Below are 21,817 nucleotides of genomic sequence, written 5' to 3' on the forward strand. Positions count from 1 at the left end.
AAATTAACAGCCGATAAGTGTGGGCGCTTGATGGAAGCGAGCTGATCCTCGGATCAGATAGCGAAAGTATCAAGAGTCTCACACTAAAGTAAGTCAGGTTTATGAAGTGATTCATATTCCTGTCAGCTTTGAGTGAGCGACCGGTTCTTAACCGAACCGAAAACAGTAACAGGTTTAAACTGAAGAGTTTGATCCTGGCTCAGATTGAACGCTGGCGGCATGCCTTACACATGCAAGTCGAACGGCAGCACGGGTGCTTGCACCTGGTGGCGAGTGGCGAACGGGTGAGTAATACATCGGAACATGTCCTGTAGTGGGGGATAGCCCGGCGAAAGCCGGATTAATACCGCATACGATCTACGGATGAAAGCGGGGGACCTTCGGGCCTCGCGCTATAGGGTTGGCCGATGGCTGATTAGCTAGTTGGTGGGGTAAAGGCCTACCAAGGCGACGATCAGTAGCTGGTCTGAGAGGACGACCAGCCACACTGGGACTGAGACACGGCCCAGACTCCTACGGGAGGCAGCAGTGGGGAATTTTGGACAATGGGCGAAAGCCTGATCCAGCAATGCCGCGTGTGTGAAGAAGGCCTTCGGGTTGTAAAGCACTTTTGTCCGGAAAGAAATCCTTGGCCCTAATACGGTCGGGGGATGACGGTACCGGAAGAATAAGCACCGGCTAACTACGTGCCAGCAGCCGCGGTAATACGTAGGGTGCGAGCGTTAATCGGAATTACTGGGCGTAAAGCGTGCGCAGGCGGTTTGCTAAGACCGATGTGAAATCCCCGGGCTCAACCTGGGAACTGCATTGGTGACTGGCAGGCTAGAGTATGGCAGAGGGGGGTAGAATTCCACGTGTAGCAGTGAAATGCGTAGAGATGTGGAGGAATACCGATGGCGAAGGCAGCCCCCTGGGCCAATACTGACGCTCATGCACGAAAGCGTGGGGAGCAAACAGGATTAGATACCCTGGTAGTCCACGCCCTAAACGATGTCAACTAGTTGTTGGGGATTCATTTCCTTAGTAACGTAGCTAACGCGTGAAGTTGACCGCCTGGGGAGTACGGTCGCAAGATTAAAACTCAAAGGAATTGACGGGGACCCGCACAAGCGGTGGATGATGTGGATTAATTCGATGCAACGCGAAAAACCTTACCTACCCTTGACATGGTCGGAATCCTGCTGAGAGGTGGGAGTGCTCGAAAGAGAACCGGCGCACAGGTGCTGCATGGCTGTCGTCAGCTCGTGTCGTGAGATGTTGGGTTAAGTCCCGCAACGAGCGCAACCCTTGTCCTTAGTTGCTACGCAAGAGCACTCTAAGGAGACTGCCGGTGACAAACCGGAGGAAGGTGGGGATGACGTCAAGTCCTCATGGCCCTTATGGGTAGGGCTTCACACGTCATACAATGGTCGGAACAGAGGGTTGCCAACCCGCGAGGGGGAGCTAATCCCAGAAAACCGATCGTAGTCCGGATTGCACTCTGCAACTCGAGTGCATGAAGCTGGAATCGCTAGTAATCGCGGATCAGCATGCCGCGGTGAATACGTTCCCGGGTCTTGTACACACCGCCCGTCACACCATGGGAGTGGGTTTTACCAGAAGTGGCTAGTCTAACCGCAAGGAGGACGGTCACCACGGTAGGATTCATGACTGGGGTGAAGTCGTAACAAGGTAGCCGTATCGGAAGGTGCGGCTGGATCACCTCCTTTCTAGAGCTTCTCGCAAAGTTGAGCGCTCACGCTTATCGGCTGTAAATTTAAAGACAGACTCAGGGGTCTGTAGCTCAGTCGGTTAGAGCACCGTCTTGATAAGGCGGGGGTCGTTGGTTCGAATCCAACCAGACCCACCATTGTCTGGCGGTAGGTACCTGAGGAAATCTGTACTCATGGGGGCATAGCTCAGCTGGGAGAGCACCTGCTTTGCAAGCAGGGGGTCGTCGGTTCGATCCCGTCTGCCTCCACCAATCCTCAATGCTAAGAGTTTGCTGAAAATTCAGCGAGCGCTTTGCATTGGCGATTGAGCCAGTCAGAGGATATCAATAGATATCGGCTGTCGTTCTTTAACAATCTGGAAGAAGTAAGTAATTTGGATAGCGGAAGCGTCTTGAGATGGACGTGAAAACTATCCGGGTTGTGATTGTATCGATGTATCTCAAGATGATTCGAACTCTATGTTTGACTCAATTGGAATACGGCACAAATGCGAGAACTCAACCTGTAGCGACTGTCGACGAGACAGACTCGTTATAGGGTCAAGCGAACAAGTGCATGTGGTGGATGCCTTGGCGATCACAGGCGATGAAGGACGCGGTAGCCTGCGAAAAGCTACGGGGAGCTGGCAAACGAGCTTTGATCCGTAGATGTCCGAATGGGGAAACCCACTCCTTTTGGAGTATCCATGGCTGAATACATAGGCCATGTGAAGCGAACGCGGTGAACTGAAACATCTAAGTAACCGCAGGAAAAGAAATCAACCGAGATTCCCAAAGTAGTGGCGAGCGAAATGGGATGAGCCTTGCACTCTTTATTTGTATTGTTAGCCGAACGCTCTGGAAAGTGCGGCCATAGCGGGTGATAGCCCCGTAGGCGAAAACAGTATGAAAGAACTAGGTGTGCGACAAGTAGGGCGGGACACGTGAAATCCTGTCTGAAGATGGGGGGACCATCCTCCAAGGCTAAATACTCGTGATCGACCGATAGTGAACCAGTACCGTGAGGGAAAGGCGAAAAGAACCCCGGGAGGGGAGTGAAATAGATCCTGAAACCGCATGCATACAAACAGTCGGAGCCTCGTAAGGGGTGACGGCGTACCTTTTGTATAATGGGTCAGCGACTTACGTTCAGTAGCAAGCTTAACCGTATAGGGCAGGCGTAGCGAAAGCGAGTCCGAATAGGGCGTTCAGTTGCTGGGCGTAGACCCGAAACCAAGTGATCTATCCATGGCCAGGATGAAGGTGCGGTAACACGTACTGGAGGTCCGAACCCACTAACGTTGAAAAGTTAGGGGATGAGCTGTGGATAGGGGTGAAAGGCTAAACAAACTTGGAAATAGCTGGTTCTCTCCGAAAACTATTTAGGTAGTGCCTCGTGTCTCACCTTCGGGGGTAGAGCACTGTCATGGTTGGGGGGTCTATTGCAGATTACCCCGCCATAGCAAACTCCGAATACCGAAGAGTGCAATCACGGGAGACAGACATCGGGTGCTAACGTCCGGTGTCAAGAGGGAAACAACCCAGACCGCCAGCTAAGGTCCCCAAATATAGCTAAGTGGGAAACGAAGTGGGAAGGCTAAAACAGTCAGGAGGTTGGCTTAGAAGCAGCCACCCTTTAAAGAAAGCGTAATAGCTCACTGATCGAGTCGTCCTGCGCGGAAGATGTAACGGGGCTAAGCTATATACCGAAGCTGCGGATGCGTGCTTTGCACGCATGGTAGGAGAGCGTTCCGTAAGCCTGCGAAGGTGCGTTGAAAAGCGTGCTGGAGGTATCGGAAGTGCGAATGCTGACATGAGTAGCGATAAAGGGGGTGAAAGGCCCCCTCGCCGTAAGCCCAAGGTTTCCTACGCAACGTTCATCGGCGTAGGGTGAGTCGGCCCCTAAGGCGAGGCAGAAATGCGTAGCTGATGGGAAGCAGGTCAATATTCCTGCACCATTGTTAGATGCGATGGGGGGACGGATCGCGGAAGGTTGTCCGGGTGTTGGAAGTCCCGGTCGCTGCATTGGAGAAGGCGCTTAGGCAAATCCGGGCGCGGAATTCAAGGGTGTGGCGCGAGCTCCTTAGGGAGCGAAGCAATTGGAAGTGGTTCCAAGAAAAGCCTCTAAGCTTCAGTCTAACGATGACCGTACCGCAAACCGACACAGGTGGGCGAGATGAGTATTCTAAGGCGCTTGAGAGAACTCGGGAGAAGGAACTCGGCAAATTGGTACCGTAACTTCGGGATAAGGTACGCCCTTGTAGCTTGATGCCCCTGCGGGCAGAGGGTGAAGGGGTTGCAATAAACTGGTGGCTGCGACTGTTTAATAAAAACACAGCACTCTGCAAACACGAAAGTGGACGTATAGGGTGTGACGCCTGCCCGGTGCCGGAAGATTAAATGATGGGGTGCAAGCTCTTGATTGAAGTCCCGGTAAACGGCGGCCGTAACTATAACGGTCCTAAGGTAGCGAAATTCCTTGTCGGGTAAGTTCCGACCTGCACGAATGGCGTAACGATGGCCACACTGTCTCCTCCCGAGACTCAGCGAAGTTGAAGTGTTTGTGATGATGCAATCTACCCGCGGCTAGACGGAAAGACCCCATGAACCTTTACTGTAGCTTTGCATTGGACTTTGAACCGATCTGTGTAGGATAGGTGGGAGGCTATGAAACCGGAACGCTAGTTTCGGTGGAGCCGTCCTTGAAATACCACCCTGGTTTGTTTGAGGTTCTAACCTTGGCCCGTGATCCGGGTCGGGGACAGTGCATGGTAGGCAGTTTGACTGGGGCGGTCTCCTCCCAAAGCGTAACGGAGGAGTACGAAGGTACGCTAGGTACGGTCGGAAATCGTGCTGATAGTGCAATGGCATAAGCGTGCTTAACTGCGAGACCGACAAGTCGAGCAGGTGCGAAAGCAGGTCATAGTGATCCGGTGGTTCTGTATGGAAGGGCCATCGCTCAACGGATAAAAGGTACTCTGGGGATAACAGGCTGATACCGCCCAAGAGTTCATATCGACGGCGGTGTTTGGCACCTCGATGTCGGCTCATCTCATCCTGGGGCTGTAGCCGGTCCCAAGGGTATGGCTGTTCGCCATTTAAAGAGGTACGTGAGCTGGGTTTAAAACGTCGTGAGACAGTTTGGTCCCTATCTGCCGTGGGCGTTGGATATTTGAAGGGGGCTGCTCCTAGTACGAGAGGACCGGAGTGGACGAACCTCTGGTGTACCGGTTGTCACGCCAGTGGCATCGCCGGGTAGCTATGTTCGGAAGAGATAACCGCTGAAAGCATCTAAGCGGGAAACTCGCCTTAAGATGAGATATCCCTGGGGACTAGATCCCCTTGAAGGGTCGTTCGAGACCAGGACGTTGATAGGTCAGGTGTGTAAGCGCAGTAATGCGTTCAGCTAACTGATACTAATTGCCCGTAAGGCTTGATCCTATAACAAGTCTGCCTTGTAGATGAGCGCCGTGCGATGCACGTGCAGCCATCCGAGAGACTGGTTGGATTCTCGTGTGTGATACACACAACTCAAAATTACTGCTTCTTCCAAGATTGGTTGTGCTGCGAAGCAGCGCAACAACCCTCTTTGCCTGATGACCATAGCGAGTCGGTCCCACCCCTTCCCATCCCGAACAGGACCGTGAAACGACTCTACGCCGATGATAGTGCGGATTCCCGTGTGAAAGTAGGTAATCGTCAGGCTCCCTAAGCCAGAAACCCCCGCCCGAAAGGCGGGGGTTTTTGCATTTGAGCGACGGAAATGTGCGTGCCGGCCACGCGAAATGCGGCCGCGCTACGGCGCCGATGGACCTCGATTCGGACCGAGGTCGCTTCCACGCAATCGGCGCAAATTTACTCCGACGACCTGGGTTGGCCGAGCACCAGCAATTGGTGTTGTCGAGGCTGACATCCTCCCGCCGACTGTTCGAAGTGGTGCCGCTCTCGGTCGGCAACCGGTCTGGTCGAGCGCTCGACCGCCTATCCGCTGCAACTTCCCGCCACGGATTTACGCAATGCCATGCGCGGCCCGGCGTTGTGCGTCCTGCCGCCGGCAATTAGCTATCTCTTCCCATCTGCGCGCGTACTGAGCGCTTCTTCTGCGAAAATTGCCGCTTCCATCCTCTGGTAGCTAGGCGCGCTTTGCGTATCTCGCAACGAGGTTCGCTGCCCGCGTGACGCGCATGCTGCGTTTGGTTTGTCTGAGCTTCGACGTCTGTCGTCGAAGGCGCTGAATGATCGCGGCGCAATGAAACCGCGCGTCAGAATTGCGTCGGATAGAGCGAAGTGGCGCTATTAAACGCCGTTCGTCTCGTAATCTACGAGATATCACTCCCAACCGATTCATCCGAGGCGTAGGGCGCCAGGCCAGGTTCGCCGCAAAGGCAAAGGATGCGACCTCGGTGCAAGTTGAAACGTGTGTGCGCGTCGCCGGGCGGGCGCTTTCAGAAATCCGCGCTGTTCTTTTTGACGAGCATGGGTTGGCCGGCTCGTAGCGCATAGATTTCCTCGATGAGCGAATAGGCCGTGCCGCCGAAGCAATCCCTTCCTTCGCCGATCAGAGCAAAGCGCGCGCCGCTTGCGTCGATGCGGATCGATCGCACCGCGCACGCCGTGCTTGAATCGCTCAGTGCGGAATCGTTGGTTGGCGGAAACCGGCGCGTCGTGTTCCGGCCTTGATCCCGGGTCAGCACGAGCATCGCAGGGCAGCGCATGTCGGACGTCGACGCCGCGGCGTCACAGGCCAGCTTTCCAGCGTCTTCGGAGGGATGCGGCGCGGCGAAAGCGCCCGCATCGAACCCCACGCAGATATTCGCGTTCAACTGAACGAGGCGGGCGTCGTACGGGCATGCAGGATGCCGCGTATACGCGGCGGATTCGCTGCGATAAGCCGACCAGATGCTGACGTTGGCCGGTTTGCACGAAGGGGCGAGGCAATGGGCGCTGCACTGCAGGACGTTCGTCGAGATCGCGGCGCCGAGCTTGTGAGGCAAGCCTGCGCGTGGACGCATATCGTCGCCGAGCAAGGGCTGTAACACGTCCAGGCAGGCCGCGCTGTCGGATATGGTTGGCGGGGCGCCGTCGCCGGCGGCGATGAGGTAGGCGGACGCGTCGTTGAGCAGCCACGCGTAGGCGACCGCGTCCTGATTCATCGGCCGTGCTGCAGGCGAGCTGCTATGTGCCGAGCTCAGGCAGCCGGCATCGAGCGCCGGCTTCAACCTGTCATAAGCAGCGAGCGCTGCAGCTGCCCTTGGACGTCCCTCGGTGCGGCTGTCCTCCAGGGCCTGCTGACGCACTTTCGCAATCGTGCTCGAGCGACACCGGGTGTCTGTCGGTTCGGCCGCATGTGCGGTCAGCGCCGTCAAGGTCGTGAAGGTGATCGCAAGAGCAAGCAGGCGCATGAGGGTTCGTGCGGGAAGATGATGGAAGGCTAGGGATGGTATCGCGACGCCTGCGGAAGTCAGCAGGGGGACACGCTATCGGCACTTCTTCGTGCCTGAGCGGCGGCTCCATTTTCGGGTCCAGCCGCCGGGAGGATCGGAAAAGCCCGCTGCGTACGGCCGGTAGCTCGCGTCAGGCCGGCGCGTCATGGGTAGCGAGAAGCCCCCCTTTCCCGCGAGCAGCGCGAGTCTGAAGCCGCCAAGAACACCGCGGCCGGGGCCGACGAAGTCGTCCGGCACGAAATTTGCGGAATTTTTGCATCTCCCGCTTGGCATAGTGCGAAAGAGGTCGTATGATGGCGGTCTTTCGTTTTTAGCGCAGATGCAGATCGGCGCTAAGGGCGGAGTCTGACGAAGATGTGGCGCCGGTCGGCAACATCTCGCGCTTGCCTTAGCCGGGCAGGGGCGGGGGATCGGTGGTAAAGCAGGAGTCGGGAAGAAAGTGAAAATAATCTTCCGGATGTGCTTGACACGAGTGCGATGCACCCCCATAATCGTCAGTTCTCTACGGAGGGGTGCCCGAGTGGCTAAAGGGGGCAGACTGTAAATCTGTTGGCTTACGCCTACGTTGGTTCGAATCCAACCTCCTCCACCAAGATATCAGCGCAGTGAGCGGTAAGGAATCGTTAGTGGCCCGTGCGGGTGTAGCTCAATGGTAGAGCAGAAGCCTTCCAAGCTTACGACGAGGGTTCGATTCCCTTCACCCGCTCCAGACCGCTAAGTTGAAGCTTAAAGCGCCCATGTGGCTCAGTGGTAGAGCACTCCCTTGGTAAGGGAGAGGTCGGCAGTTCGATCCTGCCCATGGGCACCAGCAGTAAAAAGTCAGTGTCTTGTTTGCGCGCGGCGCAACCTGTGAAATTCCTTTTGGGAGTCGAAAATGGCCAAGGGTAAATTCGAGCGGACCAAGCCGCACGTGAACGTTGGTACGATTGGTCACGTTGACCACGGCAAGACGACGCTGACGGCAGCGATCACGACGGTTCTGACGAAGAAGTTCGGCGGCGAAGCGAAGGCGTACGACCAGATCGACGCGGCACCGGAAGAAAAGGCGCGCGGCATCACGATCAACACGGCACACGTCGAGTACGAAACGGCTAACCGCCACTACGCACACGTCGACTGCCCGGGCCACGCTGACTATGTGAAGAACATGATCACGGGCGCAGCGCAGATGGACGGCGCGATCCTGGTTTGCTCGGCAGCTGACGGCCCGATGCCGCAGACGCGTGAGCACATCCTGCTGGCCCGTCAGGTTGGCGTTCCGTACATCATCGTGTTCCTGAACAAGTGCGACATGGTGGACGACGCTGAACTGCTCGAGCTGGTCGAGATGGAAGTTCGCGAACTCCTGTCGAAGTACGACTTCCCGGGCGACGACACGCCGATCGTGAAGGGTTCGGCGAAGCTGGCGCTGGAAGGCGACACGGGCGAGCTGGGCGAAGTGGCGATCATGAGCCTGGCCGACGCACTGGACACGTACATCCCGACGCCGGAGCGTGCAGTTGACGGCGCGTTCCTGATGCCGGTGGAAGACGTGTTCTCGATCTCGGGCCGTGGTACGGTTGTGACGGGTCGTGTCGAGCGCGGCATCGTGAAGGTCGGCGAAGAAATCGAAATCGTCGGTATCAAGCCGACGGTGAAGACGACCTGCACGGGCGTTGAAATGTTCCGCAAGCTGCTGGACCAAGGTCAGGCAGGCGACAACGTGGGTATCCTGCTGCGCGGCACGAAGCGTGAAGACGTGGAGCGTGGCCAGGTTCTGGCGAAGCCGGGTTCGATCACGCCGCACACGCACTTCACGGCTGAAGTGTACGTGCTGAGCAAGGACGAAGGCGGCCGTCACACGCCGTTCTTCAACAACTACCGTCCGCAGTTCTACTTCCGTACGACGGACGTGACGGGCTCGATCGAGCTGCCGAAGGACAAGGAAATGGTGATGCCGGGCGACAACGTGTCGATCACGGTGAAGCTGATCGCTCCGATCGCGATGGAAGAAGGTCTGCGCTTCGCAATCCGCGAAGGCGGCCGTACGGTCGGCGCCGGCGTCGTCGCCAAGATCATCGAGTAAGCCAGTTATTCGTTGATCGACAGTTTTGGGGCTGGCAACAGCCGGCCCCAACATGGTTTAGGGGTATAGCTCAACTGGCAGAGCGTCGGTCTCCAAAACCGAAGGTTGGGGGTTCGATTCCCTCTGCCCCTGCCAAAAAATAGCCACGTGTCCTACGTGGCATTTGTTTTAAGGTGTTATGGCGAATCCATCCGTCGAAACTGTAAATACCTCCGGCGATAAGCTGATGCTGGCCCTGGGCGTATTGTTGGTCTTGGCCGGATTCGTGGGCTTCTTCTGGCTGGCCAATCAGCAGTGGTATGTCCGCGGTGCCGCGTTGGCGGTAGGTATCATCGCCGGCGTGGCCGTCGGGCTGATGTCCGCCCCTGGCAAGAGCCTCATCGCCTTTGCCAAGGATTCGTACAAGGAAGTCCGTAAGGTCGTTTGGCCCACCCGCAAGGAAGCAACGCAAACCACACTCGTCGTGTTCGGTTTCGTGCTCGTGATGGCGATTTTCCTCTGGTTGAGTGACAAATCGATCGAATGGGTGATTTTCTCGGCGATTCTGGGTTGGAAATGATATGAGCGATACTCCGGCATCCCCGAGCGGAAAGCGTTGGTACGTCGTGCACGCCTACTCCGGTATGGAGAAGAGCGTGCAACGTGCGCTTCAGGAGCGCATCGAACGTGCTGGCATGCAGGACAAATTCGGTCAGATCCTGGTCCCGACCGAAGAAGTGGTCGAAGTCAAAGGCGGCCACAAGGCTGTGACCGAGCGTCGTTTCTTCCCCGGCTACGTGCTGGTGGAAATGGAAATGACGGACGAAACGTGGCACCTCGTGAAGAACACTGCGAAGGTCACCGGTTTCGTCGGCGGTGCGCGTAACCGCCCGACCCCGATTTCCCCGAAGGAAGTCGAAAAGATCATGTCGCAGATGCAGGAAGGCGTCGAAAAGCCGCGCCCGAAGACCCTGTTCGAAGTCGGCGAGATGGTGCGTGTCAAGGAAGGCCCGTTCACGGACTTCAACGGCACCGTCGAAGAAGTCAACTACGAAAAATCGCGCGTGCGTGTGTCGGTCACCATCTTTGGCCGATCCACCCCGGTCGAACTCGAATTCGGCCAGGTCGAAAAAGTTTGATCCCGATTCGGTGGGCAGCCTCGGCTGCCCACCTTCGCGCTTACGGCCCGCGTCATGGCCGTTGAGGAGCGTCAGTAGCCAGCGGCGAACGCGCGTTATTACTCACCGAACGCCTTCTCTGGCGTTCCAATGAGGTTCACAAATGGCAAAGAAGATTATCGGCTTTATCAAGCTGCAGATCCCTGCAGGTAAAGCCAACCCGTCGCCGCCGGTCGGTCCGGCACTGGGCCAGCGCGGCCTGAACATCATGGAGTTCTGCAAGGCGTTCAACGCGCAGACTCAAGGCATGGAGCCGGGTCTGCCGGTGCCGGTGGTCATCACGGCATTCGCTGACAAGAGCTTCACGTTCGTGATGAAGACGCCGCCGGCAACCGTCCTGATCAAGAAGGCGGCGAAGGTGGACAAGGGCTCGAGCAAGCCGCACACCGACAAGGTCGGTTCGATCACGCGCGCTCAAGCCGAAGAAATCGCAAAGACCAAGATGCCGGACCTTACGGCAGCTGATCTGGACGCAGCCGTTCGCACCATCGCTGGTAGCGCACGCTCGATGGGCATCACTGTGGAGGGCGTGTAAATGGCTAAGATCTCCAAGCGCCGTCAGGCATTTGCCGCCAAGGTTGATCGTCAGAAGCTGTACGCGATCGAAGACGCACTGAGCCTCGTGAAGGAATGCGCGAGCGCGAAGTTCGACGAATCGATCGACGTCGCAGTCCAGCTCGGCATCGATGCAAAGAAGTCGGACCAGGTCGTTCGTGGTTCGGTCGTTCTGCCGGCCGGTACGGGCAAGTCGGTTCGCGTTGCTGTGTTCGCGCAAGGCGAGAAGGCTGAGCAAGCACGTGCGGCAGGTGCGGAAATCGTCGGTATGGAAGACCTGGCTGAGCAGATCAAGGCTGGCCAGATGGACTTCGACATCGTGATCGCTTCGCCGGACACGATGCGTATCGTCGGTACGCTCGGCCAGATCCTCGGCCCGCGCGGCCTGATGCCGAACCCGAAGGTCGGTACGGTCACGCCGGACGTCGCAACCGCCGTCAAGAACGCGAAGGCTGGTCAGGTGCAATTCCGTGTCGACAAGGCCGGTATCATCCACGCGACCATCGGCCGTGCATCGTTCGAGCCGACCGCGCTGCGTTCGAACCTGTCGGCGCTGATCGAAGCGCTGCAGAAGGCGAAGCCGGCAACGAGCAAGGGCGTCTACCTGCGCAAGATCGCACTGTCGAGCACGATGGGCGTCGGCGTGCGTGTCGACCAGGCTACGCTGGCAGCACAGTAAGCAAGTATTCGGGCCGCTTCGTTCGCGAAGCGGCCTACATGGGCTTTGGGCGGTTGTTCGTGCAGCAAGGCGAACAACCGGTTATCAAAGACCGTTGGTGGGGCGCAGCAGTCAGGTGATCCCTTAATTCAAGCCAACGCAGATGGCGAACCCGAAAAAGTTTTGCAGTGGTGAAGCCGCAGGCCGTGAAGCGATTCGCGGCGTGAGGTGGAAATACTCCTAACGAGGTCGGACGCCGTTGTTGAACGAGGTACGCGAGGTTTCGTGCCGAACGTATCGTTTCTGGAGGCTAACCGTGCCGCTTAATAGAGAAGACAAGCAAGCCGTCGTCGCTGAGGTTTCCGCGCAAGTCGCGAAGGCCCAGACCGTTGTGCTGGCTGAGTATCGTGGAATTGCGGTTGGCGATCTGACCAAGCTGCGCGCGCAAGCGCGTGAGCAAAAGGTTTACCTGCGCGTGTTGAAGAACACGCTGGCGCGTCGCGCTGTTGAAGGTACGCCGTTTGCTCCGCTGGCAGAGCAGATGACTGGTCCGCTGATCTACGGCATCTCGGAAGATGCAATTGCTGCTGCTAAGGTCGTCAACGACTTCGGCAAGAGCAATGACAAGTTGATCATCAAGGCTGGTTCGTTCGATGGCAAGGTGATGGACAAGGCTGGCGTGCAAGCGCTGGCAAGCATCCCGAGCCGCGAAGAACTGCTCTCGAAGCTGCTGTTCGTTATGCAATCGCCTGTTTCTGGCTTCGCGCGTGCTCTCGCCGCGCTGGCCGAGAAGAAGCAAGCGGAAGCTGCGTAAGCGAACGTGCATCAGCGTTACTGATCGCTGGCTGTATCCGAATTCAATTTAGGAGTATTTCAAATGGCAATCGCAAAAGAAGACATCCTGGCAGCAGTCGAAGGGATGACCGTTCTGGAACTGAACGAACTGGTCAAGGCGTTCGAAGAGAAGTTTGGCGTGTCGGCAGCTGCAGTGGCAGTCGCTGGCCCGGCAGGCGGCGGCGCTGCTGCTGCTGCAGAAGAGAAGACCGAATTCACGGTCGTCCTGGCTGAAGCCGGCGCCAACAAGGTTTCGGTCATCAAGGCCGTTCGCGAACTGACGGGCCTGGGCCTGAAGGAAGCGAAGGACCTGGTTGACGGTGCACCGAAGCCGGTCAAGGAAGGCGTCGACAAGGCTGCTGCTGAAGAAGCCAAGAAGAAGCTGGAAGAAGCAGGCGCGAAGGTCGAAGTCAAGTAAGTTTCGACGCGCTGTGCGAGGGCTGGCGGTATTTTCACCGCCAGCCTTTTTGTGCTTTGTGGGGACGTTATTCTGGCACTCATTCGGGAGCCCGAATAATCGGCCCCAGAAGCCAAAGAAAACCGCCTGATCGTTGCGAACGGTCACTCGCGATTGGCGGTTCTCTTTGTCTTCTGAAGCGACTGCAGAAGGCAAGTTTGGTCGGGTAGCGGGCAACACAGGCATCCGCTGCCGTCAGCCAGCGGTTGGTAGCGGCCAACCACCAAGCTTCTCGGCTCGTTCAAGCCGTCGAACGGCCATCGGGTCTCAGTCGGTGAACACTCGGGTTTGAAACGTCCAGGTATTCCGCCTCGATAGCACCCGCCGTGATTCGGAGATCGTATGCAATATTCCTTCACCGAGAAGAAGCGCATTCGCAAGAGTTTCGCGAAGCGCCCCATCGTTCACCAAGTTCCCTTCTTGCTGGCTACCCAGCTTGAATCATTCAGCACGTTTCTGCAAGCCGATGTGCCGGCGACACAACGCAAGCCTGAAGGTTTGCAGGCCGCGTTCACATCGGTATTTCCCATTGTTTCGCACAACGGTTTCGCGCGCCTCGAGTTCGTGAGCTATGCGCTGTCCTCGCCGGCATTCAACATCAAGGAATGCCAGCAGCGAGGCCTGACGTACTGCTCCGCGCTGCGCGCGAAGGTCCGCCTTGTCATCCTCGACAAGGAATCGCCGAACAAGCCGGTCGTCAAGGAAGTGAAAGAGCAGGAAGTGTACATGGGCGAAATGCCGCTCATGACGCCGACGGGCTCGTTCGTCATCAACGGCACCGAGCGTGTCATCGTCTCGCAGCTGCACCGTTCGCCGGGCGTGTTCTTCGAACACGACAAGGGCAAGACGCACAGCTCGGGCAAGCTGCTGTTCTCGGCACGGATCATTCCGTACCGCGGCTCGTGGCTCGACTTCGAATTCGATCCGAAGGACATCCTGTACTTCCGCGTCGACCGTCGCCGCAAGATGCCGGTCACGATCCTGCTGAAGGCCATCGGCCTGACGCCGGAACAGATCCTCGCGAACTTCTTCGTGTTCGACAACTTCACGCTGATGGACGAAGGCGCGCAACTCGAGTTCGTGCCCGAGCGCCTGCGTGGTGAAGTCGCGCGTTTCGACATCACGGATCGTGATGGCAAGGTCATTGTCCAGAAGGACAAGCGGATCAACGCGAAGCACATTCGCGACCTCGAAGCCGCGAAGACCAAGTTCATCTCGGTGCCGGAAGACTATCTGCTCGGCCGCGTGCTGGCGAAGAACGTCGTCGACGGCGACACCGGCGAAGTGATCGCGAGCGCGAACGACGAAGTCACGGAAAGCGTGCTCGAGAAGCTGCGCGAAGCGGGCATCAAGGACATCCAGACGCTCTACACGAACGACCTGGACCAGGGCCCGTACATCTCGTCGACGCTGCGTGTCGACGAAACGACCGATCGTACGGCTGCGCGCATCGCGATCTACCGCATGATGCGTCCGGGCGAGCCGCCGACCGAAGAAGCGGTCGAGGCACTGTTCAACCGTCTGTTCTACAGCGAAGAAGCGTACGACCTGTCGAAGGTCGGCCGTATGAAGTTCAACCGCCGCGTCAGCCGCGATGAAATCACCGGCCCGATGACGCTGCAGGACGACGACATCCTCGCGACGATCAAGATCCTCGTCGAGCTGCGCAACGGCAAGGGCGAAGTGGACGACATCGACCACCTCGGCAACCGTCGTGTGCGTTGCGTCGGCGAACTGGCGGAAAACCAGTTCCGCGCGGGTCTCGTGCGTGTCGAGCGCGCGGTCAAGGAACGCCTCGGCCAGGCCGAAAGCGAAAACCTGATGCCGCACGACCTGATCAACTCGAAGCCGATTTCGTCGGCGATCCGCGAGTTCTTCGGTTCGTCGCAGCTGTCGCAGTTCATGGACCAGACCAACCCGCTGTCGGAAATCACGCACAAGCGCCGTGTTTCCGCCCTGGGCCCGGGCGGTCTGACGCGCGAACGCGCAGGCTTCGAAGTTCGCGACGTGCACCCGACCCACTATGGCCGCGTGTGCCCGATCGAAACGCCGGAAGGTCCGAACATCGGCCTGATCAACTCGCTCGCACTGTACGCGCACCTGAACGAGTACGGCTTCCTCGAGACGCCGTACCGCAAGGTTGTGGACAGCAAGGTGACCGACCAGATCGACTACCTGTCGGCGATCGAAGAAGGCCGCTACATGATCGCGCAGGCAAACGCCGCGATCGACGAGAACGGCCAGCTGATCGACGAACTCGTGTCGTCGCGTGAAGCCGGCGAAACGATGATGGTCACGCCGGACCGTATCCAGTACATGGACGTGGCGCCGTCGCAGATCGTGTCGGTTGCAGCCTCGCTGATTCCGTTCCTCGAGCACGATGACGCGAACCGTGCACTGATGGGTTCGAACATGCAGCGTCAGGCCGTGCCGTGTCTGCGTCCGGAAAAGCCGGTCGTCGGTACGGGTATCGAGCGCACCTGCGCGGTCGACTCGGGTACGACGGTTCAGGCGTTCCGTGGCGGCGTCGTCGATTATGTCGACGCAGGCCGTATCGTGATTCGCGTGAACGACGAAGAAGCGGTCGCAGGTGAAGTCGGTGTCGACATCTACAACCTGATCAAGTACACGCGTTCGAACCAGAACACGAACATCAACCAGCGTCCGATCGTGAAGATGGGCGACAAGGTCTCGCGTGGCGACGTGCTGGCCGACGGCGCCTCGACGGACCTGGGCGAGCTCGCGCTCGGCCAGAACATGCTGATCGCGTTCATGCCGTGGAACGGCTACAACTTCGAGGATTCGATCCTGATCTCGGAGAAGGTGGTCGCGGACGATCGCTACACGTCGATCCACATCGAAGAGCTGAACGTCGTTGCACGTGACACGAAGCTCGGGCCGGAAGAAATCACGCGCGACATCTCGAACCTGGCGGAAATCCAGCTCGGCCGTCTCGACGAATCGGGCATCGTGTACATCGGTGCGGAAGTCGAAGCGGGCGACGTGATGGTCGGCAAGGTCACGCCGAAGGGCGAGACCCAGCTGACGCCGGAAGAGAAGCTGCTGCGCGCGATCTTCGGCGAGAAGGCTTCGGACGTGAAGGACACGTCGCTGCGCGTGCCGTCGGGCATGAGCGGCACCGTGATCGACGTCCAGGTGTTCACGCGTGAAGGCATCCAGCGCGACAAGCGTGCGCAACAGATCATCGACGACGAACTGAAGCGCTATCGTCTCGACCTGAACGACCAGCTGCGCATCGTGGAAGGCGACGCGTTCCAGCGTCTCGCACGCATGCTCGTGGGCAAGGTCGCGAACGGCGGTCCGAAGAAGCTCGCGAAGGGTACGAAGATCGACCAGGCTTACCTGGAAGACCTCGACCACTACCACTGGTTCGACATCCGCCTCGCGGACGACGAAGCAGCGGCGCAGCTCGAAGCGATCAAGAACTCGATCGAGGAAAAGCGTCACCAGTTCGACCTCGCGTTCGAAGAGAAGCGCAAGAAGCTCACGCAAGGCGACGAACTGCCGCCGGGCGTGCTGAAGATGGTCAAGGTGTACCTCGCGGTGAAGCGCCGTCTGCAGCCTGGCGACAAGATGGCAGGCCGTCACGGTAACAAGGGTGTCGTGTCGAAGATCGTCCCGATCGAAGACATGCCGTACATGGCCGATGGCCGTCCGGCAGACGTCGTGCTGAACCCGCTCGGCGTGCCGTCGCGGATGAACGTGGGTCAGGTTCTGGAAGTGCACCTCGGCTGGGCCGCGAAGGGCCTCGGCTGGCGTATCGGCGAAATGCTGCAGCGTCAGGCGAAGATCGAGGAAATGCGCGCGTTCCTGACGAAGATCTACAACGATTCGGGCCGCCAGGAAGATCTGGAAAGCTTCACCGACGACGAGATCCTCGAGCTCGCGAAGAACCTGCGCGAAGGCGTGCCGTTCGCAACGCCGGTGTTCGACGGTGCGACCGAGGAAGAAATGGGCAAGATGCTCGACCTCGCGTTCCCGGACGACATCGCTGAACAGCTCGGCATGAACCCGTCGAAGAACCAGGTCCGTCTGTACGACGGCCGCACGGGTGAAATGTTCGAACGTCGCGTGACGCTCGGCTACATGCACTACCTGAAGCTGCACCACTTGGTCGACGACAAGATGCACGCGCGTTCGACCGGCCCGTACTCGCTCGTCACACAGCAGCCGCTGGGTGGTAAGGCGCAGTTCGGTGGCCAGCGTTTCGGTGAAATGGAAGTGTGGGCACTCGAAGCGTACGGCGCGTCCTACGTGCTGCAGGAAATGCTGACGGTGAAGTCGGACGACGTGAACGGCCGGACCAAGGTCTATGAGAACCTGGTCAAGGGCGATCATGTTATCGATGCAGGCATGCCGGAATCCTTCAACGTGCTCGTGAAGGAAATCCGCTCGCTCGGTATCGACATCGATCTCGACCGCAATTAATCGGACTACGGAGAGAAAGCAATGAAAGCTCTGCTCGATCTATTCAAGCAAGTCCAACAGGAAGAAGTTTTCGACGCGATCAAGATCGGTCTGGCCTCGCCGGACAAGATCCGTTCGTGGTCGTTCGGCGAAGTGAAGAAGCCGGAGACCATCAACTACCGTACGTTCAAGCCGGAACGCGATGGTCTCTTCTGCGCGAAGATCTTCGGGCCGATCAAGGACTACGAGTGCCTGTGCGGCAAGTACAAGCGTCTGAAGCACCGCGGCGTGATCTGCGAGAAGTGCGGCGTCGAAGTGACGCTGGCGAAGGTGCGTCGCGAACGGATGGGCCACATTGAGCTGGCCTCGCCCGTCGCGCACATCTGGTTCCTGAAGTCGCTGCCGTCGCGTCTGGGCATGGTGCTCGACATGACGCTGCGCGACATCGAACGCGTGCTGTACTTCGAAGCGTATGTGGTGATCGAACCGGGCATGACGCCGCTGAAGGCGCGGCAGATCATGACCGAAGAGGATTACTACAACAAGGTCGAGGAATACGGCGACGAATTCCGTGCCGAGATGGGCGCGGAAGGCGTGCGTGAACTGCTGCGCGCGATCAACATCGACGAGCAGGTCGAGACGCTGCGCACCGAGCTGAAGAACACCGGCTCGGAAGCGAAGATCAAGAAGTACGCGAAGCGCCTGAAGGTCCTCGAGGCATTCCAGCGTTCGGGCATCAAGCCCGAGTGGATGATCCTCGAAGTGCTGCCGGTGCTGCCGCCGGAACTGCGTCCGCTGGTGCCGCTGGACGGCGGCCGTTTCGCGACGTCGGACCTGAACGACCTGTATCGCCGCGTGATCAACCGTAACAACCGGTTGAAGCGTCTGCTCGAGCTGAAGGCGCCTGAAATCATCGTCCGCAACGAAAAGCGGATGCTGCAGGAAGCCGTCGACTCGCTGCTCGACAACGGTCGTCGCGGCAAGGCGATGACGGGCGCGAACAAGCGTCCGCTGAAGTCGCTCGCCGACATGATCAAGGGTAAGGGCGGTCGTTTCCGTCAGAACCTGCTGGGCAAGCGCGTCGACTACTCGGGCCGTTCGGTCATCGTGGTCGGCCCGACGCTGAAGCTGCACCAGTGCGGTCTGCCGAAGCTGATGGCGCTCGAGCTGTTCAAGCCGTTCATCTTCAACAAGCTGGAAGTGATGGGCGTCGCGACGACCATCAAGGCTGCGAAGAAGGAAGTCGAGAACCAGACCCCGGTGGTGTGGGACATCCTCGAAGAGGTGATCCGCGAGCACCCGGTGATGCTGAACCGTGCGCCGACGCTGCACCGTCTCGGTATCCAGGCGTTCGAGCCGGTCCTGATCGAAGGCAAGGCAATTCAGCTGCACCCGCTCGTTTGCGCGGCGTTCAACGCCGACTTCGACGGTGACCAGATGGCCGTTCACGTGCCGCTGTCGCTCGAAGCGCAGATGGAAGCGCGTACGCTGATGCTGGCGTCGAACAACGTGCTGTTCCCGGCCAACGGCGATCCGTCGATCGTGCCGTCGCAGGATATCGTGCTGGGTCTGTACTATGCGACCCGCGAAGCCGTCAACGGCAAGGGCGAAGGCCTGTCGTTCACGGGCGTGTCGGAAGCGATCCGCGCGTACGAGAACAAGGAAGTCGAGCTGGCCTCGCGCGTCAACGTGCGGATCACCGAAATGGTCCGCAACGAGGACACGTCGGAAGGCGCGCCGGAATTCGTGCCGAAGATCTCGCTGTACGCGACGACCGTCGGCCGCGCGATCCTGTCGGAGATCCTGCCGCACGGCCTGCCGTTCTCGGTGCTGAACAAGCCGCTGAAGAAGAAGGAAATCTCGCGCCTGATCAACACGGCGTTCCGCAAGTGCGGTCTGCGCGCGACGGTGGTGTTCGCCGATCAGCTGATGCAGTCGGGTTTCCGTCTCGCGACGCGTGCCGGCATTTCGATCTGCGTGGACGACATGCTCGTGCCGCCGCAGAAGGAAACGATCGTCGGCGACGCCGCGAAGAAGGTGAAGGAGTACGACCGCCAGTACATGTCGGGTCTCGTTACCGCGCAGGAACGCTACAACAACGTGGTCGACATCTGGTCGGCAACGTCGGAAGCGGTCGGCAAGGCGATGATGGAGCAGCTGTCGACGGAGCCGGTGACGGACCGTGACGGCAAGGAAACGCGCCAGGAATCGTTCAACTCGATCTACATGATGGCCGACTCGGGCGCCCGGGGTTCGGCGGTTCAGATTCGTCAGCTGGCCGGTATGCGAGGCCTGATGGCGAAGCCGGACGGCTCGATTATCGAGACGCCGATTACCGCGAACTTCCGCGAAGGTCTGAACGTGTTGCAGTACTTCATCTCGACCCACGGTGCACGTAAGGGTCTGGCTGATACGGCACTGAAGACCGCGAACTCGGGTTACCTGACGCGTCGTCTCGTCGACGTCACGCAGGATCTGGTCGTGGTGGAAGACGATTGCGGCACGTCGAACGGCGTCGCGATGAAGGCGTTGGTCGAAGGCGGTGAAGTCGTCGAAGCGTTGCGCGACCGTATCCTCGGCCGCGTCGCGGTCGCGGACGTCGTGAACCCGGAAACGCAGGAAACGGTGTACGAATCGGGCATGCTGCTCGACGAAACGGCGGTCGAGGAAATCGAACGCCTCGGCATCGACGAAGTGCGCGTGCGCACGCCGCTGACCTGCGAAACGCGTTACGGCCTGTGCGCGGCATGCTACGGCCGTGACCTCGGCCGCGGCTCGCTGGTGAACGTCGGCGAAGCAGTCGGCGTGATCGCGGCACAGTCGATCGGTGAACCGGGCACGCAGCTGACGATGCGTACGTTCCACATCGGTGGTGCGGCATCGCGTGCGGCGGTGGCTTCGTCGGTCGAAGCGAAGAGCAACGGTATCGTGCGCTTCACGGCGACGATGCGCTACGTCACGAACGCGAAGGGCGAGCAGATCGTCATTTCCCGTTCGGGCGAAGCGATGATCACCGACGACTTCGGTCGCGAGCGCGAGCGTCACAAAGTGCCGTACGGCGCGACGCTGCTGCAGCTCGACGGCGTGACGATCAAGGCAGGCACGCAGCTCGCCACGTGGGATCCGCTGACGCGTCCGATCATCACCGAGTACGGTGGTACGGTGAAGTTCGAGAACGTCGAGGAAGGCGTGACCGTCGCGAAGCAGATCGACGACGTGACCGGCCTGTCGACGCTGGTCGTGATCGACGTGAAGCGTCGCGGTTCGCAGGCTTCGAAGAGCGTGCGTCCGCAGGTGAAGCTGCTCGACGCGAACGGCGAAGAAGTGAAGATTCCGGGCACGGAGCACGCAGTGCAGATCGGCTTCCAGGTCGGCGCACTGATCACCGTGAAGGATGGCCAGCAGGTGCAGGTCGGTGAAGTGCTCGCACGTATCCCGACCGAAGCGCAGAAGACGCGTGACATTACCGGCGGTCTGCCGCGGGTGGCGGAACTGTTCGAAGCGCGTTCGCCGAAGGATGCCGGCATTCTCGCGGAAGTCACCGGTACGACGTCGTTCGGTAAGGACACGAAGGGCAAGCAGCGTCTCGTCATCACGGACCTCGAGGGCAACCAGCACGAGTTCCTGATCGCGAAGGAAAAGCAGGTTCTGGTTCACGATGCACAGGTCGTCAACAAGGGCGAAATGATCGTGGACGGTCCGGCCGATCCGCACGACATCCTGCGTCTGCAGGGTATCGAGGCGCTGTCGCGCTACATCGTCGACGAAGTGCAGGACGTGTATCGTCTGCAGGGCGTGAAGATCAACGACAAGCACATCGAGGTGATCGTTCGCCAGATGCTGCGTCGTGTGCAGATCACCGACAACGGTGATACGCGCTTCATCCCGGGCGAACAGGTCGAGCGTTCCGACATGCTGGACGAGAACGATCGCATGATCGCCGAGGGCAAGCGTCCGGCTTCGTACGACAACGTGCTGCTCGGTATCACGAAGGCATCGCTGTCGACCGACTCGTTCATCTCCGCGGCATCGTTCCAGGAAACGACCCGCGTGCTGACCGAAGCGGCGATCATGGGCAAGCGCGACGATCTGCGTGGCCTGAAGGAAAACGTGATCGTCGGCCGTCTGATTCCGGCCGGTACGGGTCTCGCGTTCCACAAGGCACGCAAGGCGAAGGAATCGTCGGATCGCGAGCGTTTCGACCAGATCGCAGCGGAAGAGGCATTCGACTTCGGCACGCCGAGCGCGCCGGCAGAAGAGCCGCAACAACACCCGGCAGCCGAGTAACGGCAGGCGGCGCAAGCCGCCTTGCGTTGCCGACATCGCTGTCACCGAAACCGCCCGGTCCTGCCGGGCGGTTTTTTTTATCCGTCGTTCACGTGCATGACGTGCCTGCACCGCACCGGCGCATGCCCCGCGATCGCTTGCGGAGCGGCCGCGGCAGGCCCGTGATGCACGCGAACGAACCCTGGCCGAACGGCCAACAATGCACGATTGGCCACGCGCCGCGCGAGCGGGTTGTTAAAATC

10 protein-coding genes, 6 tRNA genes and 3 rRNA genes are annotated in these 21,817 nt (G+C 59.1%); 18 read left to right on the forward strand and 1 reads right to left on the reverse strand.

Annotation, left to right across the window (positions count from 1 at the left end):
* Positions 1–176 precede the first annotated feature (176 nt).
* The 5 genes from ACWMMN_RS01395 to rrf all read left to right on the forward strand — a co-directional run bounded on the left by ACWMMN_RS01395 (position 177) and on the right by rrf (position 5,395).
* A 16S ribosomal RNA gene (locus tag ACWMMN_RS01395) occupies positions 177–1,709 on the forward strand.
* A 63-nt stretch (positions 1,710–1,772) separates the two neighbouring features.
* Positions 1,773–1,849, forward strand: a tRNA-Ile gene (locus ACWMMN_RS01400).
* A 38-nt stretch (positions 1,850–1,887) separates the two neighbouring features.
* A tRNA-Ala gene (locus ACWMMN_RS01405) sits at positions 1,888–1,963 on the forward strand.
* 286 nt (positions 1,964–2,249) lie between these two features.
* Positions 2,250–5,131: ribosomal RNA gene (locus ACWMMN_RS01410) — 23S ribosomal RNA — on the forward strand.
* 151 nt (positions 5,132–5,282) lie between these two features.
* Positions 5,283–5,395, forward strand: a 5S ribosomal RNA gene (gene rrf, locus ACWMMN_RS01415).
* Together the 16S, 23S and 5S rRNA genes with 2 tRNA genes alongside form the textbook arrangement of a ribosomal RNA operon.
* Before the next feature lie 740 nt (positions 5,396–6,135).
* Here rrf and ACWMMN_RS01420 read toward each other — a convergent pair.
* Positions 6,136–7,092, reverse strand: coding sequence for a hypothetical protein (locus ACWMMN_RS01420; RefSeq protein WP_342703426.1), 957 nt, complete (start codon positions 7,090–7,092; stop codon positions 6,136–6,138).
* A 548-nt stretch (positions 7,093–7,640) separates the two neighbouring features.
* On the opposite strand from ACWMMN_RS01420, the gene ACWMMN_RS01425 reads away from it, so the two are divergent.
* From ACWMMN_RS01425 to rpoC, 13 genes are all read left to right on the forward strand, one after another.
* A tRNA-Tyr gene (locus ACWMMN_RS01425) sits at positions 7,641–7,726 on the forward strand.
* A 43-nt stretch (positions 7,727–7,769) separates the two neighbouring features.
* Positions 7,770–7,843: transfer RNA gene (locus ACWMMN_RS01430), tRNA-Gly, on the forward strand.
* A 24-nt stretch (positions 7,844–7,867) separates the two neighbouring features.
* A tRNA-Thr gene (locus tag ACWMMN_RS01435) sits at positions 7,868–7,942 on the forward strand.
* A 66-nt stretch (positions 7,943–8,008) separates the two neighbouring features.
* Positions 8,009–9,199: an elongation factor Tu gene (gene tuf, locus ACWMMN_RS01440; protein WP_011350666.1), complete on the forward strand. Its 1,191-nt coding sequence runs from the start codon at positions 8,009–8,011 to the stop codon at positions 9,197–9,199.
* Positions 9,200–9,258: 59 nt separating this feature from the next.
* Positions 9,259–9,334 (forward strand) — tRNA-Trp (locus ACWMMN_RS01445).
* A 43-nt stretch (positions 9,335–9,377) separates the two neighbouring features.
* Complete coding sequence (gene secE / locus ACWMMN_RS01450; RefSeq protein WP_006482892.1) at positions 9,378–9,758, forward strand: preprotein translocase subunit SecE; 381 nt, start codon at positions 9,378–9,380, stop codon at positions 9,756–9,758.
* 1 nt (position 9,759) lies between these two features.
* Positions 9,760–10,317, forward strand: a complete 558-nt coding sequence (nusG, locus tag ACWMMN_RS01455; protein WP_006400672.1) for a transcription termination/antitermination protein NusG — start codon at positions 9,760–9,762, stop codon at positions 10,315–10,317.
* A gap of 142 nt (positions 10,318–10,459) precedes the next feature.
* On the forward strand, positions 10,460–10,891 hold the full coding sequence (gene rplK / locus ACWMMN_RS01460; protein WP_006477201.1) for a 50S ribosomal protein L11: 432 nt from the start codon (positions 10,460–10,462) through the stop codon (positions 10,889–10,891).
* Positions 10,892–11,590, forward strand: coding sequence for a 50S ribosomal protein L1 (gene rplA, locus ACWMMN_RS01465; RefSeq protein ID WP_006482906.1), 699 nt, complete (start codon positions 10,892–10,894; stop codon positions 11,588–11,590).
* A gap of 295 nt (positions 11,591–11,885) precedes the next feature.
* A complete protein-coding gene (gene rplJ / locus ACWMMN_RS01470; protein WP_059232621.1) occupies positions 11,886–12,383 on the forward strand; it encodes a 50S ribosomal protein L10 in 498 nt (165 codons plus the stop codon).
* A gap of 63 nt (positions 12,384–12,446) precedes the next feature.
* The gene (gene rplL, locus ACWMMN_RS01475) at positions 12,447–12,821 is read left to right on the forward strand and encodes a 50S ribosomal protein L7/L12 (protein WP_006477198.1); all 375 of its coding nucleotides are present in this window, start codon (positions 12,447–12,449) and stop codon (positions 12,819–12,821) included.
* Between the two features lie 381 nt (positions 12,822–13,202).
* Positions 13,203–17,309, forward strand: a complete 4,107-nt coding sequence (rpoB, locus tag ACWMMN_RS01480) for a DNA-directed RNA polymerase subunit beta (protein ID WP_174994248.1) — start codon at positions 13,203–13,205, stop codon at positions 17,307–17,309.
* 21 nt (positions 17,310–17,330) lie between these two features.
* The gene (gene rpoC / locus ACWMMN_RS01485) at positions 17,331–21,575 is read left to right on the forward strand and encodes a DNA-directed RNA polymerase subunit beta' (protein WP_059232618.1); all 4,245 of its coding nucleotides are present in this window, start codon (positions 17,331–17,333) and stop codon (positions 21,573–21,575) included.
* Positions 21,576–21,817: the final 242 nt, after the last annotated feature.

This window comes from Burkholderia cepacia complex sp. TUM26381, from assembly GCF_057439935.1.

What these genes read in the sequence shown, in the direction of transcription:
- ACWMMN_RS01420 (WP_342703426.1), bottom strand. Translation starts at nt 7,092, where the DNA reads ATGCGCCTGCTTGCTCTTGCGATCACCTTCACGACCTTGACGGCGCTG.
- tuf (WP_011350666.1), top strand. Translation starts at nt 8,009, where the DNA reads ATGGCCAAGGGTAAATTCGAGCGGACCAAGCCGCACGTGAACGTTGGT.
- secE (WP_006482892.1), top strand. Translation starts at nt 9,378, where the DNA reads ATGGCGAATCCATCCGTCGAAACTGTAAATACCTCCGGCGATAAGCTG.
- nusG (WP_006400672.1), top strand. Translation starts at nt 9,760, where the DNA reads ATGAGCGATACTCCGGCATCCCCGAGCGGAAAGCGTTGGTACGTCGTG.
- rplK (WP_006477201.1), top strand. Translation starts at nt 10,460, where the DNA reads ATGGCAAAGAAGATTATCGGCTTTATCAAGCTGCAGATCCCTGCAGGT.
- rplA (WP_006482906.1), top strand. Translation starts at nt 10,892, where the DNA reads ATGGCTAAGATCTCCAAGCGCCGTCAGGCATTTGCCGCCAAGGTTGAT.
- rplL (WP_006477198.1), top strand. Translation starts at nt 12,447, where the DNA reads ATGGCAATCGCAAAAGAAGACATCCTGGCAGCAGTCGAAGGGATGACC.
- rpoB (WP_174994248.1), top strand. Translation starts at nt 13,203, where the DNA reads ATGCAATATTCCTTCACCGAGAAGAAGCGCATTCGCAAGAGTTTCGCG.
- rpoC (WP_059232618.1), top strand. Translation starts at nt 17,331, where the DNA reads ATGAAAGCTCTGCTCGATCTATTCAAGCAAGTCCAACAGGAAGAAGTT.